The organism is Halanaerobium sp. ST460_2HS_T2, assembly GCF_003337665.1.
GTDB lineage: Bacteria > Bacillota > Halanaerobiia > Halanaerobiales > Halanaerobiaceae > Halanaerobium > Halanaerobium kushneri.
Genome location: NZ_QPJF01000023.1, coordinates 16,240 through 33,506, shown reverse-complemented (window position 1 = coordinate 33,506; position 17,267 = coordinate 16,240). Strand labels below are relative to the sequence as shown.

The following is a 17,267-nucleotide window of genomic DNA, read 5'->3' as shown; positions in this document are numbered from 1 at the left end:
TATATTTAAGCAACAATATCTCTTACATCAATAATTAGAGCAACATCACCATCACCAATAATTGTCGCACCACTGATATACTCAGTATCCTGCAGATAATTACCTAGAGATTTAATTACAATCTCCTGCTGGTTTAATAGTTCCTCTACAATGAGACCAATAAAACGATCACCACTTTTTAAAATCACTACCGAAAGGTCAGACTCTGATTTTTTAAATGAATCAAGGCTTTCATGACCAAAAATTTCGGCAGCCGAAACAAGTGGAATTGTATTTTCTCTTAATACAATTACATCCTTACCTCTTACCTTTTTAATATTTTCCGGGCTAATTGTAAGTGTCTCACTTACAGCATTCAGAGGAATTGCAAAAGTGTCTCCATCTACTGTAATCATCAGCGCCTGAGTTATTGCAAGAGTTAGAGGGAGAGAAATTGTAAATGTACTTCCCTGACCCAGTTCAGATTCAATACTAATTTGTCCATCAAGTTTTTTAACTACATTACGAACTATATCCATCCCAACACCACGGCCAGACACATCTGTAACTTCAGCAGCAGTACTAAAACCAGGATGGAAGACAAAATCAAGAATATCTCTTCTCTCCATCTGTTCCAGTTCTTCTTCAGTCACTATTCCCTTTTCTATGGCCTTACGTCCAATTTTTTCAGCATCAATACCCGCTCCATCATCTTTAACTTCTATGATGATTTCGCTGCCTTTTTGATAGGCTCTAAGCTCTATTCGACCTTCCTCATTTTTGCCTTTAGCTTTTCTGGCTTCAGGCTTTTCAATTCCATGATCAATGGCATTTCGCAGTAAATGAGTAAGCGGATCTGATAATTCATCGATTATCGAACGATCCAGTTCAGTTTCTTGACCTTCCATAACAAAATCAATTTCTTTTTCCATTTTATTAGAAAGATCTCTAATCATTCTTGGAAATCTACTGAACATTACACCTACTGGAACCATTCTAATCTGCATTACTATATGATGCAGCTCCATTGTCACTCTATCCAGCTGAGGAATAATCTCATTAAATTTTGATTTTTGAATATCAAGTGACTGCAGCCGGGTCTTATTAATTAAAAGTTCCCCGACCATATTCATTAAAGTATCAAGTTTAGAAATATCAACTCTAACTGTAGAACTACTCTGAAAAGAATTAACCTTATGCTCAGCATGCAGACTTCCCTGTTCATCTGCCGCACTTTCTTTATCCAGTTCTAAGTTTTCAATCTCATCAAAATTGAGAACTTCCGCTCCAGAAACTTCAGCCAGTTCTTCTTTAAATTCATCTGTCGGCAGCCAGCTTAAAGCATAAATATCAAGCTCAGAAATTGACTCTTCAGAATCTTCGATTTCCTCTTTTGCAGGTACAGATTTAAATAATGTTCCAATCTCTTCAATTTTTTTAAGAACCATAAAAGCACGTACACTCTGAAAATCCTGATCATCTAAAACAACTTTTAAATGATAAATTCTTTCTTTGTCTTTCTTCTGGCTTTCAAGTTCCTTTTTTTCCTGCTGGTTAAGTCCAACTCTAAAATCACTTTCTTCATCAGCATCCAAACCAGCTGTTCCAGCATCAGATTCAGAAGACGAAGCTGACTGTACATAACTGGCGAGTTCCTTAATAAAGCCTTCTAAATTAATGCCATCAGGTTCTTCACCTTCATTTTCTCTAATTTTTTCTACCAGAAACTGAATATTGTCAAGTCCCTGTAATAAAAGATCTATAAAATCTGTTCTAACTTCCAGTTTACCCTCTCTAACTCGATCAAGCATGTTTTCCATCTTATGAGTCAGCTCGGTTAAATTTTCAAACCCCATAGTCGCAGCCATCCCCTTAAGAGAATGTGCTGCTCTAAATACTGCATCTATAGTTTCTTTATCCCCGGGATTATTTTCGAGGGTTAAGATACCGTTGTTAAGGGTTTCAACATATTCTTTTGCCTCATCAAAAAACATATCTAAATAACCATTATCCTGCATTAACTTCCCCCCTGATTTTAATTATTAAAATTATTAACTTTTTTGATCAAAAAACTTTGCCTCATATTTATCAGAATTGAGATAGCCTTTAATACTCTTCTCCCGACTGTATAGAGAAATCATTCTTTCTTTATTTTCTTTCTTTTTCTCTTCCAGTTCCTGCATATTTTGAGCCTGAAGTTCAGCTATCTCCTTTAATAAATTATGAAGTTTAGTTTTTTTCTGCTGCAGTTCATCTTTAGTTAAAGATAAAGCAAGCTGAGCAAAGTAATCTTCCTGCTCAACCTTATCAATCTCTGCAATGACCTCATTTTTACTAGCTAATTTTTCTTGTAAAATATCAAAATCACCAGCTTCAATCAGATCTGCCTCTGCTTTAGTCAGTGATTTTAACTTTTGATATAATTTAAATAAATCTTTCATTATCAACCTCCAGCCTAAACACCAACATTTACTCGTTTATCTTCGCCAGAATTTTGATTAATTACAATTTCTTTATAGGTAGTAAATAATTCTTCTACCAGAGGAATTACATTATCAAGGTGTCTGGTATTTTTGTTAAGATTAGCCTGTATTAACTCTCTGTAGATAAAATCATAGAGACTTTCGAGCTGAACAGCGATTTCTCCACCCTGTTCTTTATTCAAAGTACTCTGTAATTCTAAAATAATATTTTGCGCCTTAATTATATTTTTATGGCTTTCTTCAATTTTTCCTTCTTTTATATTCTTTTTTGCTAATTTCATAAATTTAACCGCACCCTGATAAAGCATCAGCAGAAGCTTACCCGGACTTGCTGTCTTAATTTGCATCTGTTTGTACTGATCGGCGCTTCTTCCCTGCATAAAAATTACCTCCTAAACATATTTTATAATTTTTTGCTTAAAATAGCAATAAATCTAGAGTTTAAATTTAATATTATTTAATTCTTCCAATAACTTTTTGTTTTTAACAGCTTTCTTATTCTCTTCTTTAACATCTTCCAACAGCTCTTTGCGCATAATTTCAATTTCCTGAGGAGCTTCAATCCCAAGCTGTACTTTACCATTCTCAATTCCAACAACAGTAATTTCTATCCTCTCATCAATAACAATTTTTTCATTTAATTTTCTAGTTAATACCAGCATTATTCTGCCACCTCTTCTACAGGAGCAAATATTTTATATCTAACCTGATAGCGGCTATCATCAAGAATTACCTGTTTTCCCAATTTATCTTCTATGTTAATTACTATTGGTGCTGATAGATTGGCAGTACTCTTTTTTATCTCATTCTTTAGAGTAATAATGTTAAGTATCAGTACATCCGAGACTTTTTTGATTTCTAATTCCTTTTCAGTCTTATCGCTGATCTCAAATTCGTAATTTTGAATTAAATTCCCTGGTTCCACAGTTACAAAGGCAATATCCGGATTATCAACTGACTGCATAACTATAAAAGGAGATTCTTCCCCCAGCGGTAGTAAAACAAACTCTTCTAAATTCTCAAAACCAGGTAAACCTGATTTAAAAATAATTATATCTGACTCTGCTATTTCCAGTCTTCCAAAATCACGGGTCATTATTTCCATTTAAATACCTCCAATTTTAACTTACTAATATTTTAAGCCTTGAAATTTATATTTGGTCCCGGTTTGTAAGCTATAACCAGTTCCTTCTGCTCACTGTACATAATTTCTGCACCCAGATCTGAGATTTTATAATTTTTAAAATCACTCAATTTATCACCGGTTGCTGCATAGAAAGCTGCTGCTTTTTTGGCGGTTTCCATTCCTTTTTTTGAAAAATTATTTGTACTATCTTTCAATTTATAAAAACCCATTGCTTTTCTGGATGGATAACTATCAATCTGCAAATCTAAATTCTGCAGCATTAGATCACATCCTCTCTTAATTTAAGCATCGGCAATGATGGATTAAATATTAAATTGAATTAAATACACTTATATAAGATTAAAGCAACTTAAATATGTTATACTTCAATTTACTCCCAGTTATTATTATCTAAAAAAGGTTTTGAAATATTAATAGCGAATAAATAAAATATGCAATTAAAAAATTTTGAGGTGACTGAAAATGAAAAATAAAATTATCTTTTTAATACTTATTCTGCTTTTTATACTTACTTATCCAGTTTCAGCCCTGGAAACTGAAACAGTAACAGAACTAAATTACCAGGTTATAGAAAGTTATCGACACGATCCAAAAGCATTTACCCAGGGGCTGGAAATTTTTGATAACAATTTATATGAAGGTACAGGTCTCTATGGTAAATCAAGTTTAAGAAAGCTCGAAATTAAAAGCGGCCGAATTTTAGATAAAATAAATCTAAGTTCGGATTATTTTGGGGAAGGAATTACTATTTTAAATAATAAAATTTATCAGCTCAGCTGGAAAGAAAATATAGCTTTCGTCTATGATCTTAATTTTAATTTAATCAAAAAAATTAACTACTCGGAAGAAGGCTGGGGGCTAGCCAATGACGGAAAACACCTGATCATGAGCAATGGCAGTGAATATCTATATTTTAGAAATCCAGACACATTCGAATTAGCCAAAAAAATCAAGGTCAGAACTAAAGACCGGCTGATAAAAAACATTAATGAATTAGAATATCAAAATGGTTTTATCTATGCAAATATATGGCAAACAGATTATATTATTAAAATCGATGCTGCAAGTGGTAAAGTTTCAGCATATCTTGATCTGAGTGGAATTTTGAAAACAGACTATACAGGCGAAATAAATGTCTTAAATGGAATTGCTTATGATTCAACAAATAAAACATTTCTGGTTACAGGAAAATTATGGCCCAAAATTTATAGAATTAAAATTATCGATTAAAACTAAAATCCTTCTGGAAAATAGCTTAATAACCATTTCCCAGAAGGATCGATTTAAACTCTGCTTATTAATTTAAAATCTCATAAACCTGTGAGTTATTATACTCGCTGTAAGGCTCTTCCTCTCTTAATCTTTTTAATACCTCTTTGCTTTTTTCTACTTTCCCGGCCTCATTAAGCATTAAACCAAGATTATAAAGAGCCTCATCATAATAATTGCTTTCCTTATATTCATTTAAATAAATACGATAAAAATGCTCTGCAGACTGATAATTATCTATTTTTTCGTGACTTCGGGCCAGTAAAAATAAACTTTCGCGCCTTAAATAGTCTGTTTCAGTCAAATTATATATACTATTAAATATATCAATTGCATCCTGATAGTCCTGACGGGAAAAATAATCCATTCCCAAATTAAACAGCTGCTGTTCAGTTCCATCTTCCAAAAATGTATTTGCTGCTTCCAGTCTATTTTTTTCTCTTTCTTTTTCTTTTAATTCTCTAATATTTTCTAAGGAAATCAACGGAGAATCTTTCTGATAATCAAGCAGCTTATTTTTGGTTAAAATACTGGTGCTGCCTGTCTTTACCTGCTCTTTTTTATTTTGTTCTAACTTGTTTGCTTCATTAGAACCATTATCCGGCGAAGAATTACTCTCTTCTGAAGTTTTTATCTTTTTCGGGGATGAATTAACCTCTCCAGATAAATTCTGACTTAAAGCCGGATTTTCACTTTCCTCTTCTTTAGCGGAATTTGCAAATTCAAATCCCTGAAGGTTATTTCCAATCCAATTTAAAGGACTGACTCCACTTAAATTTAGAAAAATTGCAAATAAAGCTAAAGCAATTACTCCTGCAATTAAAGCACTCTTTTTATTTGTCTTTGATTTAAAATTAAATGCACTGCTATTTTTATCTTCTTTTTCACACTGCATAATATAATTTTTTATATTCTGATTACCACTATCCAGCTCATATGCCTGATAAAAATATTTTAAAGCTTCTTCGTAATTTTCTTCTTTTTTATATAAAAGTCCAAGAATAACATAAGGTTCAATTAATTCATCATATTCTTCAATTAATCTTTTTAAAAATTTAATCTTCCTGTTCTTTTCTGTTTCATCATTAAAAAGAATCTCCTTATATTCTTTTCTAATCTCTTTAAAATCCTGTTTAGTAATTAATTCCAGATAATCTCTGGCTTTATTTTTATCTTTTTGCAGAGACAGACTTTTCCGCCATATTTTTTCTGCTTTATCAAACCTGCATTTAAGATAATAGGCCAGACCAAGTAAATTAAGAGCAGATACACTCTTGGAATTAAATTTTAAACATAATTTTAATTCATCAATGGCATCTGATACATTATTATTTTTTATAAGTTTCATTGCTTCTCGATAATGAGCATTATTTTTATTCATTATAACAACCTCTCCAGATTTAATATCTGCCTCTTTTTTACTATTTTATCACATATTAATTAATCTGAAAAGAAAAAGAGATAGCCACAAAGTAATAGTCGGGCTATCTCCAGAATTTATATTTTTATGTTTAGTTTTATATTCTATGCTGTTTCTCTTCTGTTTAAAACATCAATCATAACAGCCAGAATTATAATAAAACCTTTGACAATCATCTGATAAAACGTATTAATACCCAGTAAACTCATTCCGTTATTGATAACTCCAATAATTATGGCACCAATAACTGTTCCGGTTATGGTTCCAACACCACCCATAAAACTGGTACCCCCAATAATTACTGAGGCAATAGCATCAAGCTCAAAACCGTCTCCTAAGTTAGGAGATGCACCATTCAATCGAGAAGCAAGCAAAATACCGGAAGCAGCACTTAAAACACCTGTGATGACAAATACCATGGTTTTTGACTTTAAAATATTAATACCAGACAGCCAGGCTACTTTTTCATTCCCACCAATTGCATATAATTTACGACCAAAGCGAGTTTTACGCAGAGTATAAATACCGGCCATTACAATTACTGCAAAAATAGCTACTGGAATCGGAATTCCCTGATAGCCAATAAAGGTAAAGAATCCGGCAATAAATCCAGCGATAGTTAAAATTATTCCACCTGTTAATCTGGCTTTGTTTCTAACTTTTTCGCCATTTTTTAGCTCAATACTGGTTTTAAATACAGCAAAAATACCCAGAACTAATGCGACTACTAAAATAATTAGAGAAGGTAATTTAGGAATATATCCACTACCTATTTCCGCGAAGGTTAAATTAGTAACCGGAACTGAAACTCCCTGAGTTAAAACAAGACTTAAACCTCTAGCAATAGTCATAATACCCAGAGTAATAATAAAGGGGTGAATATCAAACTTTGCACTCATAAAACCATTGAAAAATCCAATTACACCACCTACTCCAATCAGAGTAACTAAAATTGCGAGCCACATACCAAATCCAGCCTGCATTAAAAGAGTTACTGTTACAGCGGATAGTCCAACTACAGAACCTACAGAAAGGTCAATACCAGCCAGCAGAATTACCATAGTCATTCCAACTGCAATAATCCCATTAATTGTTACCTGACGCACCAGGTTAGTTAAGTTTCTTGAACTTAAAAATGAAGGTGATAAAAAACTTAATATAATAACTAAAAAAATTAAAGCTATAAATGTACCATTATTCTTGATAAACTTCTTCAAATTTATTCAACTCCTTTATTACCAGTAGCATATTTCATTATTGTTTCCTGATCTGCTTCAGAACGTTCTAACTCAGCAGTCTTTTTACCTTCAGACATCACAACTATCCGATCACTCATTCCCATAATTTCTGGCAGCTCAGAAGAAATCATAATTACTGTAACTCCCTGTTCAACCAGCTGATTCATTAATCTATAAACCTCAGTTTTAGCTCCAACATCTATTCCCCGGGTCGGTTCATCTAAAATCAGAACATCAGATTCTGTAATCAGCCACTTTCCAATAACTACTTTTTGCTGATTACCACCGCTTAATTTTTCTACGAATACATCCAGAGAAGGTGTCTTAATATTTAGTTCATCAACGTATTTTTCAGCTACAGCCCTTTCGGCATGCTTATCCATTGCCAGTTTAGAACTGAATTTTTTGATTGAAGGTAAAGTCATATTCATTACCAAATTCTTATCTAAAAGAAGCCCAAGTTCCTTTCTATCTTCAGTGACCAGAGCTATTCCATTGTTTATTGCATCAGCAGGAGATTTAATATCCAGTTTCTTTCCATTTAGAAAAATTTCTCCTTCTCGCTTTTTTCCATAAACTCCAAAAATAGCATTTACAAGCTCAGTCCTACCTGCCCCCATCAAACCTGAAATACCAAGAATTTCTCCTTTATGGGCAGAAAATGAAACATCATCTACCAGCTTTTTCTCAGGGTTAAAAGGATCAGGAACTGATATATTTTTTGCTTCCAGCGTTTTTTCTCCCCGTTTAAAATCATGACTGGGAAAAAGATCTTCAATATCACGACCAACCATTCTGGCAATAATTTCATCCAGAGTAACCTGATCAATATTTATTTTGTCACCAATAGTTGAGCCATCTCTTAAAACAACAACGGAATCTGCTATTTCTTCTATTTCTTCCATTTTATGAGATATATAGATTATTGAAACACCACTGGCTCTTAATTCATTAATTACTGTAAAGAGTTCATTTACCTCAGAATCTGTTAGTGCAGAAGTAGGCTCATCAAAAACTAAAATTCTGGTATCTAAGGAAAGTGCTTTTGCAATCTCAACCATCTGCTGTTTACCAACAGTTAAATCTCCAAGTTCTATTCTCGGGTCAATATCCATGTTTAACCTTGCCAGTACCTTTTCGGCATTATGATATAATTCTTCCCATTTTATTCCACCAAATTTGTTTAAAGGTTGTCTATCTAAAAATATATTTTCAGCAACAGATAGGTCAGGCAGCAAATTTAATTCCTGATGAATGATTCCGATTCCGGCTTCTTCCGCTTCTCTGGTATTGTCAAAACGAACAAGCTGATCATCAAGATAAATATCTCCTTCATAGGTAGGATAGGGCCAGACACCACTCAAAACCTTCATCAATGTTGATTTCCCGGCACCATTTTCTCCAACCAGAGCCAGGACTTCTCCCTGCTCCAAAGTAAAATTAACATTGTCTAGAGCTCGTACACCGGGGAAATCTTTAATAATATTTTTCATTTCCAGAATTACTTCAGCCATCTATTTTACCTCCAGAATTGATTATTTACAGAGCAATCCCATCCTAATGGATGGGACTGCTATATTATTTGTTCTTATATATTCTTATATTTACTCATCTTTGAAAATTTCTGTTGCTTCATGATATCCATCTGCTACAACAGTATCCATAATATTATCTTTATTAACAACTACAATTTCTGTAATTACAGTTGGTACTTCAATCTTACCATTGTCAACATAGCGATCAATTTTTACAATTTCATCAATTGGCTTATCAGGATTCTTAGCTAAAGAAACTGCTACTTCAGCAGATCTATAAGCTAAAGGTTTAATCTTTTTAAAGATCTCAACAGTCTGCTTACCCTGAGCTATATATCTAATATTTAATAAATCAGCATCAGACCCGGCAACAAAAACTTGATCACTGTCTGCCATACCCTGAGCTTCGAGAGCTCTTACAGCACCGGAAGCAAGACCACTATTATTTGCTACAACAGCATCAATATTGTTATCATATTTTGTTAAAGCATTTTCAGTTGTAGCCATAGCCAGATCTGGAGACCAACCTTCATGACTCTGATCGACTACTAAGTTAAGTCCATCATATTTAGCTACTGTGTCCAGAACTCCCTGAGAAAAAGCATTGGCATTGGAGTCACCAGGCTGTCCTCTTAATAAAACGACATTACCTTTGACTTCACCACGATTTTCTTTAAACCATTCAACCATTGCTTTACCCTGCAGTTCACCAACAGCCCAACTGTTTTGGGTTAAAAATACATCTACATTACTATTCATAATTAAAGAGTCATAGTTAACTACTGCAACTCCAGACTCATGAGCCATTTTTACCATATTACTTGCTGTACCTGTATTAACAGGTTGTAACACTATAACATCAGCACCCTGAGTTAACATGTTTTCAAACTTAGAAAGCTGAATATTTTCATCATTGTTTGCTGAATCAAAAATTACCTCATCAGCACCTAATTCTTCTGCTTTTTCAATAAAAGCATCTCTATCTTTAATATATCTTTCTTCCTGCATTGTCTTCAGAAGGAAGCCAACTTTGATTAGACCATCATCTTCTTTTTTGTTATTACCAAGAAGATTATCCAACCAACCGCCACCATCCTGAGCAAAAGCCGCCATTGAGATTGAGGAAACAAGTAAAACTACTACCAACAAAATACTTAATTTTTTCATTATTAACCCCCTAATAGTTTTCTCAATGTGAACCATTATTAACTTATATTTGCTTATAATTCTCAAAGAGTTATTTGATTTATCTAAATTGTATATAATAATCTGAGCATTAACCATAGAATATTTTTTTAAACCCTTGAATATTTTTTGTATTGATTAATTTAGGCTCATATGAATGTTTTTCTAAAAGCAACTATTATACTACTAAATTCATTAAAATAAAAATATGACAAGAATTTATAAAATAGAGAAAGTCCCCAGCTAAAATTCCAGCTGAGGACTCTAATTATTTCTTGATTATATTTTCAGTAATTACCAAAAATACGTTTATTACAAAAGATTAATGTTATCTCGATATGTTGTGGGAGAGGCTCCGACCAGTTTTTTAAACCAGGAACTGAAATAGTAGGCGTCATTAAACCCCAGTTGATCGGCAATCTGATAAATTTTATCATCAGTTGTTTTTAAAAGTTCTTTTGCTTTATTTAATCTGATCATATTAAGATAATCACTAAAACTTTCTCCCGTTTCCTCATGAAAAAGATTACTTAAATGACCGGTGCTTAAATTAAATTTGCGGGCCATCTCACTTAAGGTGATCCCATCCTGATAATTGGCTGCTATATATTCTTTCATCTCACTAATAATTTCAGCATTTTTTTCTCCCGGACTAAAAGAAATTAAATCATGTAATCTCAACAGAAACTCTTTTAGCAAAATTTCAATTTCTTTTAAATCATTATAATCTAAAGCCTCAATTCTCTTTTTGTTAATAATCTCCATCAAATCTTCCGCTTCATAATCCAGATCTTTAATAATTTTAAAGCTTTCTAAAATCAGATTATTTAATACCACATATAATTTTTCTTTGTTAAGTTTTACACTTTTTAGTTCCTCAATAATTTTATTTACGGTTTTTAAAATATCATCTCTACTACCTCTTTTTAAAACAGCGTTTAAATCAATGCGGTCCATTATTAAAGACTGATGCTGAAAAAATTGATCATCAATTAACCAGTTATAGATTATGTTAAGTTTATGATCATTAATATAACTGGATATCTCTCCTCTTAAAACAGCAAGCCTCTGCTCATCATTTTTTTCCTTAATTAGCTCATTTCTAGCTTTATTAACCACATCTAATAATTTTTCTGAACGAAAAGGCTTTAATAAATAGTCATTAACCCCAAAACGAATCGATTTTTGAGCGTATTCAAATTCTGCAAAACCTGAAATAACAATTACTTTTAAATGAGAACTATTTTTTCTGGCCTCTTCAATTAAATTCATTCCACTTAATTTAGGCATCTGAATATCAGTAACCAGAATATCTATTCCTTTTTCTTTAATAATATCTAAAGCTTCCCTGCCATTAGCAGCAGCAAATATTTGATAGCCCTCTCCGGCCCAGTCTGTATTGTTAATTAATTTTTTTCTAATCGGTTTTTCATCATCAACCAGCAGTAATTTAAATTCCAAATTACTTTCCTCCCCTCTGATCAATCCTAATAATGACCGTTGTTTTTTCGCCTTCAATACTTTCCACAGTAAGACCTGAACTACCACCATACATTAATTTTAAACGCTGATCCACATTACGAAGACCAAAATATTTTTTCTGATCATCAGTTTTTAATTCACCAGTTAATATTTTATTAATTTCCCTCACTTTGGCAGCTGGGATCCCAACTCCATTATCCGCAATTTTAAAATATATATTTTTATTTTCCCGATAGCCTTTAACGATAACCAGACCATTTTTTTCAGCCGGTAATAAACCGTGATAAATAGCATTTTCTACTATTGGCTGCAGTATTAGTTTAGGAATGTGTTTTTCCATTATTTCAAAATCCTCAATGTCAATTATATATTCATATTCTTCCCCATGTCTAAACTGCTGAATAAAAAGATAATTTTTTACATGTTTAATTTCATTTCTGATCAAGACCATTTCCTTACCGTGACTTAAACTTAAACGAAAGAATTTACCCAGAGCTTCCACCATATGAGTTGCTCTATCAAAATCTTTATTTTCCAGCAGACCAATAATTAAATCAAGTGTATTATATATAAAGTGAGGTTTAATCTGATTATCCAGACTTTCCATTTCAAGTTTTCTCAAGAGCTTCTGTTCTCTAACATTCTGTTCCATTAACTTATTTATTCGCCTGATCATCTTATTAAAGCTCTGACCGAGCTCAGCAATCTCATCATTACCACTGATATCAATTTTTACTGAGAGATCATTTTCAGAAGCACGATGAGTTAGTTCCTGCAGTTTTTGAATTGGTTTCGAAAGAGAATAAGAAAGATAAACAGTCAGTAAAATAATAATCAAAAGTACTACTAGAGTTAGATATACTGTAATATCAGTAATATAATTCAATTCTGCTTCTACTTCATCAGCCGAAGCCATACTGATTATATACCAGCCAGTAGATTTAGAAAAAGTGGAAGTTAGAATATACTGTTCTCCATTTAAATTTACTTTGCGATTAGGAAAACCGTCACTATAAAGCAGACTCCGCTTGCCGATCTTTTCCTGATCAGGATGATAGACAATATCACCATTTTGATCAGCAATTAAAAAATAGCTCTTTTCTCCCAGATTAAAATCTGTCAAATTTGCCAGTACATCCAGATCAATGTCGGCAGAAATTAATACATTTTCTTCTGCGATTTCTGGATAATATGAACTAACAATTGTAATTACTTCCTTTTGCAGATAATTACTATAGGGCGGAGTAAAAAATATATCTCCACTTAAATTTGAATACATCCTGTTTTTAAACTCTTTTATATCTATACTAAAGGTACCATAGCTGCTGATTCTGCGGCCGTCCTGAAAAGTAATTGCAATATCTTCCAGACCGGGTTTCATCTGTTTTAAATTATTAAAATCCTCCCAGATTCGAAAAGCATATTTTCTATTATTTCTAAAATCATTTGCCTGAGTAAGTTTGATAAACTGATTAATATAAAAATCCTGTTCTCTGCTTAAAAAAGTTTCTATTTCACTAACATAATCCTCCAGATCTCTTTCCATCCTGTTTACCATTTCCTGTGAGTAATCACTAATGCGATCATTAATCGCACCTCGATAAATATTAAAAGAAAGCAACCCGGATAATAAAATAGGCAGCAGACCAATTATCAAAAAAGAAATAATTAATTTAGTTCTAATGGTATGAATTTCTATTCTATTAAATAATTTTTTGAAAAATTTATTAAACATTAATTCCCACCTTATTTTACTCTCCAGGGGCGATGAGTCTGGAGAAGCCTCTCTAAATTTTGTTCGTTAGCAACTTCTACTCCGGTTTCAATATATTCCTGAGGAAGAGCATCATACATTATATAATTATACAATGTTGATAAACCTTTAGAGCCCATAGTTGCCATATCCTGTCCCACTAAGTACTGCAGCAGACCTCTTTTCTGTAATAATAGAGCATCATAAAAAATATCTATCCCAACTGCAATACCTCCATCTTCTGCCCACTTTTGAAAATTAGGTAAAGCTTCTGCAGGAACATAAAAGGGCCACCCCCCCACAAAAAATATAATATCAATATCTGGATTTTGCTGTAAATACTGCTCCAGTAATTCCACCGAAAGATTGACACTATCCTGATTTTCAATTATATCTTTAACTCTTATATTGGTATTTTCTACCCTATCCAGAAAACCTTCGATTCTACTATCTAAATTTAAAGCCCCTCTGACTCCTGTCATAATCATTGTATTTAGGTATTTTCCCTGCTGCCTGTAATCAATATTATTATTTTTTAAGACATCAAGCAGTCCTTCTGCAGTTACTCTGCCAGCTTTATAATTATTAATACCTATGTGAAAAAGTCTTTTGCTATCAGGAGCATCAGCATCAAAAGTTGCAACTGCTATTCCTGCCTCGACCGCCTTATTAATTACATTTATATATTCAGGTGTATTATTAACACTAATTACCATTCCATCTACTTTCCTGGCAATTAGACTTTCAATAATATCTATCTGCTCTTCCGCATCATAAGCAAAAGGAGCCACCCATTCGAGATTAATCCCCAGATCAATTGCTTTCTCCTGAGCATGTTCATAAGCATCAAGAAAAATTGGATTATCCAGTGATCTTGGAACATATGCTATAGTAATTTCCTGCTCATTTTTCTGGTCTTCCTGCTGATCAATATTTTCTGCCGCTGCCGGCAAATTAAAAAAAGTAATCAATATTAAAATAAAAATTATTAAAATTTTATTTTTTTGAGCAAACAATATTTGTCACCCCACAAATTTATTCATCTATCTAAAAATTGCAAAAACTGTAAATAACACATAAAAAAAGGCCCTTTTAAAGGCCTTTAATCTTTAAGTTTAAATCTTAAAACTATGCCATCAGATTAATATTTTGACCTCTACCTGGCCCTGCGGCTCTGGCCTGCTGTACCGCCTGTGAAGTTTCTTTCATACCTTCAACCAGTTTAGAAACCTGATCAGCACTCTGACCCATAGCCTTCTGCATGCCAGAAATACTTAAAGCCTGCTGAATACTTGCTATCTGATTCTGCATTGCAGCGTTCACACTGCTCATAATATCAACTCCTCTGCCATTAATTCAAATTTAACAGTGTTAGTAGTTTAATAATAGCAGATTTTATGCTGTTTTTCCACTATTTTGAGTAATTAATTAAATAAAGAAGGTAATTTGAGTACTTTTGTACAATTATTACTAGTGAGAGAATAAATTTTGAAAGGAGAATTATGATGACCATTAAGAAAGATTACTACAAAATTAAAGCAGAGAATATTATTAAAAATTTTAAAAAGAGAAATATTGAAGGTTTTTATGTAGAAAATTCAAAAGCAGCCAGAGAAAAAATTCTTGACCTGATTCAAGAAAACTCTTCTGTTTCCTGGGGAGGCTCAATGACTCTAGATGAAATCGGGATTTTTAGTGACTTAAAAACTGGTAATTATAATTTGCTGGATAGAGCGACTGCCCAAAATTCAACTGAAAAAGAGAAAATCTATCATCAGGCACTAAGTGCAGAATATTATTTAATGAGTTCTAATGCAATTACTCAGTCAGGCAAGCTGGTAAATGTTGATGGCAACGGCAATCGCCTGGCAGCTTTAATTTATGGACCAAAAAATGTAATTATTGTAGCAGGCATGAATAAAGTTACCGCAGATGAGGAAAGTGCAGTTAAAAGAGTTCGTAATCAGGCAGCACCTGCAAACTCAGTCAGACTAGATCAAAAAACTCCCTGTGCTAAAACTGGCCACTGCAGCAGCTGCCAGATTGAAGATACTATCTGCTGTCAAACTGTTATTACCCGTCGTTCTCGCCATAAAGGAAGAATTAAAGTTATCTTAGTTGGAGAAGAGCTGGGATTTTAAAATGTTAATCTATTTACAGTAATAATTAGATCACTGTGTTAAGTTTATTATAGTTATGGGAGGTGCTTTCAATGAACAAAACAGCAGATAGACTATATAGAAGTCCTGAAGATAAAAATATTGAAAACAATTTTCAATTTATATTATTTGGTGGTACTGGTGATCTGGCACATAATAAAATTATCCCTGCTTTTTATAACTTAGCAGCCAAAAATATTTTACCAGATAATTATACAATAATCGCTACCGGCCGTCGCTATGATAATAAAAATGAATATCTTAATAATTTATATTCTTCAATTGAAAATAAAAAGGAGAAAATTGATAACAGAATCTGGCAGTCACTGGCAGATCATATAGAATATTTTCAACTTTCCTTTAAGGAAAATAATGACTTTGAAAGACTTAGAAAAAGACTTTTGCAGAAGTCTAAAGAAGATAAAATTTCCAATCGGATTTTTTATCTGGCTACTGCGCCTAAGTTTTTTGCTGAAATCTCAAAAAAACTAAAGGAATTTAACTTATTAAATGCTGGTTTTGAACACAGTGATTCGAGACTGGTCATTGAAAAACCGTTTGGACATGATTTTGAATCTGCCAAAAAGTTAAATAATACTCTAAATGATATTTTTTCTGAAAAAAATATCTTTAGAATAGACCATTACCTGGGCAAAGAAATGATCCAGAATATAATGGTGATCAGATTAAGCAATCCAATTTTTAGAGCTCTCTGGAATAAAGAGCATATTGATAATATACAAATCTATTTAAATGAATCAGAAGGAGTTAAAGACCGCGGCAAATACTATGATGATACCGGGGTAATTAAAGACATGTTTCAAAACCATATTCTACAGGTATTATCCTTAATTGCTATGGAAGAACCAGCTAATTTAAGTGCTCAGGAAATCTCAGATAAAAAAGTAGAGGTTTTCAAAGAACTGGCTGACAATGATTTAAGCGATATAGATAAACATATTGTCCGGGGCCAGTATGACTCAAATACTGTTAATGGAGAAAAAATCAAAGCTTATCGCGAAGAAAAGCAGATTAATTCTGAATCTCAGACCGCTACCTTTATGGCACTTAAACTGTTTTTAAATAATGATCGCTGGCGAAATGTACCTATCTATCTGAAATCAGGTAAGAGGTTGAATAAAAAAGAAGCTGCAATCGCAGTTGAATTTAAAGATAATTTTCATTCTTCTTATCTTCAAAATCAGAAATTGGACAGCAATCTTTTGCTAATTAAAATCCAACCTGAAGAAGGTGTCTCACTCAGGTTTAATACTCGTAAACCGGCAAGCAATAACAAAATTATTCCTGTTAAAATGGAATTCTGTCAGAGCTGCCAACAGTTCTTTAACTCTCCTGAAAATTATGAAGGTCTAATCTATGATATGATAGAGGGGGATAAAACTCTCTTCACAAGCTGGGAGGAGGTTTCATATTCCTGGAAGTTTATAGACAAGATTCAACAAAAATGTGAAGAAGAAAATATTGAACTCCATAATTATCCAGCCTTAAGCGAAGGCCCTGAAGCAGCTGACCGGCTGCTGGAAGCAGATGGAAGAAAATGGCTGGACAAAGAATTGTCGTAAAAGATATAGATATAATTTAATATTAACGGTTGTA

The 17,267-nt window shown here is 32.9% G+C and carries 17 protein-coding genes; 3 read left to right on the top strand and 14 right to left on the bottom strand.

Going from position 1 to position 17,267, the window contains the following annotated elements; genetic code table 11:
* Window positions 1-5 precede the first annotated feature (5 nt).
* The 6 genes from DFR80_RS11560 to DFR80_RS11535 are packed head-to-tail and all read right to left on the bottom strand — an operon-like array spanning window position 6 to window position 3,869.
* Window positions 6-1,997 (bottom strand): chemotaxis protein CheA, encoded by a 1,992-nt coding sequence (locus tag DFR80_RS11560; protein WP_114490051.1) that lies wholly within the window; start codon window positions 1,995-1,997, stop codon window positions 6-8.
* A 33-nt stretch (window positions 1,998-2,030) separates the two neighbouring features.
* Window positions 2,031-2,420 carry a hypothetical protein gene (locus DFR80_RS11555; protein ID WP_076544453.1) on the bottom strand — a complete coding sequence of 130 codons (390 nt, stop codon included), beginning with the start codon at window positions 2,418-2,420 and terminating at the stop codon, window positions 2,031-2,033.
* A gap of 14 nt (window positions 2,421-2,434) precedes the next feature.
* The gene (gene fliS / locus DFR80_RS11550; protein ID WP_076544454.1) at window positions 2,435-2,842 is read right to left on the bottom strand and encodes a flagellar export chaperone FliS; all 408 of its coding nucleotides are present in this window, start codon (window positions 2,840-2,842) and stop codon (window positions 2,435-2,437) included.
* A gap of 54 nt (window positions 2,843-2,896) precedes the next feature.
* Complete coding sequence (csrA, locus tag DFR80_RS11545; RefSeq protein WP_076544455.1) at window positions 2,897-3,124, bottom strand: carbon storage regulator CsrA; 228 nt, start codon at window positions 3,122-3,124, stop codon at window positions 2,897-2,899.
* Window positions 3,124-3,567, bottom strand: coding sequence for a flagellar assembly protein FliW (fliW, locus tag DFR80_RS11540; protein ID WP_076544456.1), 444 nt, complete (start codon window positions 3,565-3,567; stop codon window positions 3,124-3,126). Before fliW ends, csrA begins: the two co-directional genes overlap by 1 nt.
* Before the next feature lie 32 nt (window positions 3,568-3,599).
* The gene (locus DFR80_RS11535; protein ID WP_076544457.1) at window positions 3,600-3,869 is read right to left on the bottom strand and encodes a DUF6470 family protein; all 270 of its coding nucleotides are present in this window, start codon (window positions 3,867-3,869) and stop codon (window positions 3,600-3,602) included.
* 202 nt (window positions 3,870-4,071) lie between these two features.
* On the opposite strand from DFR80_RS11535, the gene DFR80_RS11530 reads away from it, so the two are divergent.
* The gene (locus tag DFR80_RS11530) at window positions 4,072-4,839 is read left to right on the top strand and encodes a glutaminyl-peptide cyclotransferase (protein ID WP_114490050.1); all 768 of its coding nucleotides are present in this window, start codon (window positions 4,072-4,074) and stop codon (window positions 4,837-4,839) included.
* 67 nt (window positions 4,840-4,906) lie between these two features.
* Here DFR80_RS11530 and DFR80_RS11525 read toward each other — a convergent pair whose 3' ends face one another.
* The 8 genes from DFR80_RS11525 to DFR80_RS11490 form a co-directional block, all read right to left on the bottom strand.
* Window positions 4,907-6,259 carry a tetratricopeptide repeat protein gene (locus DFR80_RS11525; RefSeq protein ID WP_114490049.1) on the bottom strand — a complete coding sequence of 451 codons (1,353 nt, stop codon included), beginning with the start codon at window positions 6,257-6,259 and terminating at the stop codon, window positions 4,907-4,909.
* 143 nt (window positions 6,260-6,402) lie between these two features.
* Window positions 6,403-7,515 (bottom strand): sugar ABC transporter permease, encoded by a 1,113-nt coding sequence (locus tag DFR80_RS11520; RefSeq protein ID WP_084566107.1) that lies wholly within the window; start codon window positions 7,513-7,515, stop codon window positions 6,403-6,405.
* Between the two features lie 2 nt (window positions 7,516-7,517).
* The gene (locus tag DFR80_RS11515; RefSeq protein ID WP_076544461.1) at window positions 7,518-9,050 is read right to left on the bottom strand and encodes a sugar ABC transporter ATP-binding protein; all 1,533 of its coding nucleotides are present in this window, start codon (window positions 9,048-9,050) and stop codon (window positions 7,518-7,520) included.
* Window positions 9,051-9,140: 90 nt separating this feature from the next.
* Window positions 9,141-10,238, bottom strand: coding sequence for a substrate-binding domain-containing protein (locus tag DFR80_RS11510; RefSeq protein WP_076544462.1), 1,098 nt, complete (start codon window positions 10,236-10,238; stop codon window positions 9,141-9,143).
* A gap of 330 nt (window positions 10,239-10,568) precedes the next feature.
* Complete coding sequence (locus DFR80_RS11505; RefSeq protein ID WP_158537714.1) at window positions 10,569-11,717, bottom strand: response regulator; 1,149 nt, start codon at window positions 11,715-11,717, stop codon at window positions 10,569-10,571.
* A 1-nt stretch (window position 11,718) separates the two neighbouring features.
* Complete coding sequence (locus DFR80_RS11500; protein WP_114490047.1) at window positions 11,719-13,473, bottom strand: sensor histidine kinase; 1,755 nt, start codon at window positions 13,471-13,473, stop codon at window positions 11,719-11,721.
* Between the two features lie 11 nt (window positions 13,474-13,484).
* The gene (locus tag DFR80_RS11495; protein ID WP_158537713.1) at window positions 13,485-14,507 is read right to left on the bottom strand and encodes a substrate-binding domain-containing protein; all 1,023 of its coding nucleotides are present in this window, start codon (window positions 14,505-14,507) and stop codon (window positions 13,485-13,487) included.
* Window positions 14,508-14,619: 112 nt separating this feature from the next.
* Window positions 14,620-14,823 carry a putative motility protein gene (locus DFR80_RS11490; RefSeq protein WP_076544466.1) on the bottom strand — a complete coding sequence of 68 codons (204 nt, stop codon included), beginning with the start codon at window positions 14,821-14,823 and terminating at the stop codon, window positions 14,620-14,622.
* Window positions 14,824-14,996: 173 nt separating this feature from the next.
* Here DFR80_RS11490 and DFR80_RS11485 point away from each other — a divergent pair, with 173 nt between their 5' ends.
* Both DFR80_RS11485 and zwf read left to right on the top strand, forming a co-directional pair.
* The gene (locus DFR80_RS11485; RefSeq protein WP_114490045.1) at window positions 14,997-15,632 is read left to right on the top strand and encodes a lactate utilization protein; all 636 of its coding nucleotides are present in this window, start codon (window positions 14,997-14,999) and stop codon (window positions 15,630-15,632) included.
* Window positions 15,633-15,703: 71 nt separating this feature from the next.
* The gene (zwf, locus tag DFR80_RS11480) at window positions 15,704-17,233 is read left to right on the top strand and encodes a glucose-6-phosphate dehydrogenase (RefSeq protein ID WP_114490044.1); all 1,530 of its coding nucleotides are present in this window, start codon (window positions 15,704-15,706) and stop codon (window positions 17,231-17,233) included.
* The last annotated feature ends 34 nt before the right edge of the window (window positions 17,234-17,267 follow it).

Coding starts and splice junctions, on each gene's coding strand:
- zwf (WP_114490044.1), top strand. CDS start 15,704: ATGAACAAAACAGCAGATAGACTATATAGAAGTCCTGAAGATAAAAAT.
- DFR80_RS11560 (WP_114490051.1), bottom strand. CDS start 1,997: ATGCAGGATAATGGTTATTTAGATATGTTTTTTGATGAGGCAAAAGAA.
- DFR80_RS11510 (WP_076544462.1), bottom strand. CDS start 10,238: ATGAAAAAATTAAGTATTTTGTTGGTAGTAGTTTTACTTGTTTCCTCA.
- DFR80_RS11535 (WP_076544457.1), bottom strand. CDS start 3,869: ATGCTGCAGAATTTAGATTTGCAGATTGATAGTTATCCATCCAGAAAA.
- DFR80_RS11525 (WP_114490049.1), bottom strand. CDS start 6,259: ATGAATAAAAATAATGCTCATTATCGAGAAGCAATGAAACTTATAAAA.
- DFR80_RS11500 (WP_114490047.1), bottom strand. CDS start 13,473: ATGTTTAATAAATTTTTCAAAAAATTATTTAATAGAATAGAAATTCAT.
- fliW (WP_076544456.1), bottom strand. CDS start 3,567: ATGGAAATAATGACCCGTGATTTTGGAAGACTGGAAATAGCAGAGTCA.
- DFR80_RS11485 (WP_114490045.1), top strand. CDS start 14,997: ATGACCATTAAGAAAGATTACTACAAAATTAAAGCAGAGAATATTATT.
- fliS (WP_076544454.1), bottom strand. CDS start 2,842: ATGCAGGGAAGAAGCGCCGATCAGTACAAACAGATGCAAATTAAGACA.
- csrA (WP_076544455.1), bottom strand. CDS start 3,124: ATGCTGGTATTAACTAGAAAATTAAATGAAAAAATTGTTATTGATGAG.
- DFR80_RS11515 (WP_076544461.1), bottom strand. CDS start 9,050: ATGGCTGAAGTAATTCTGGAAATGAAAAATATTATTAAAGATTTCCCC.
- DFR80_RS11490 (WP_076544466.1), bottom strand. CDS start 14,823: ATGAGCAGTGTGAACGCTGCAATGCAGAATCAGATAGCAAGTATTCAG.
- DFR80_RS11530 (WP_114490050.1), top strand. CDS start 4,072: ATGAAAAATAAAATTATCTTTTTAATACTTATTCTGCTTTTTATACTT.
- DFR80_RS11555 (WP_076544453.1), bottom strand. CDS start 2,420: ATGAAAGATTTATTTAAATTATATCAAAAGTTAAAATCACTGACTAAA.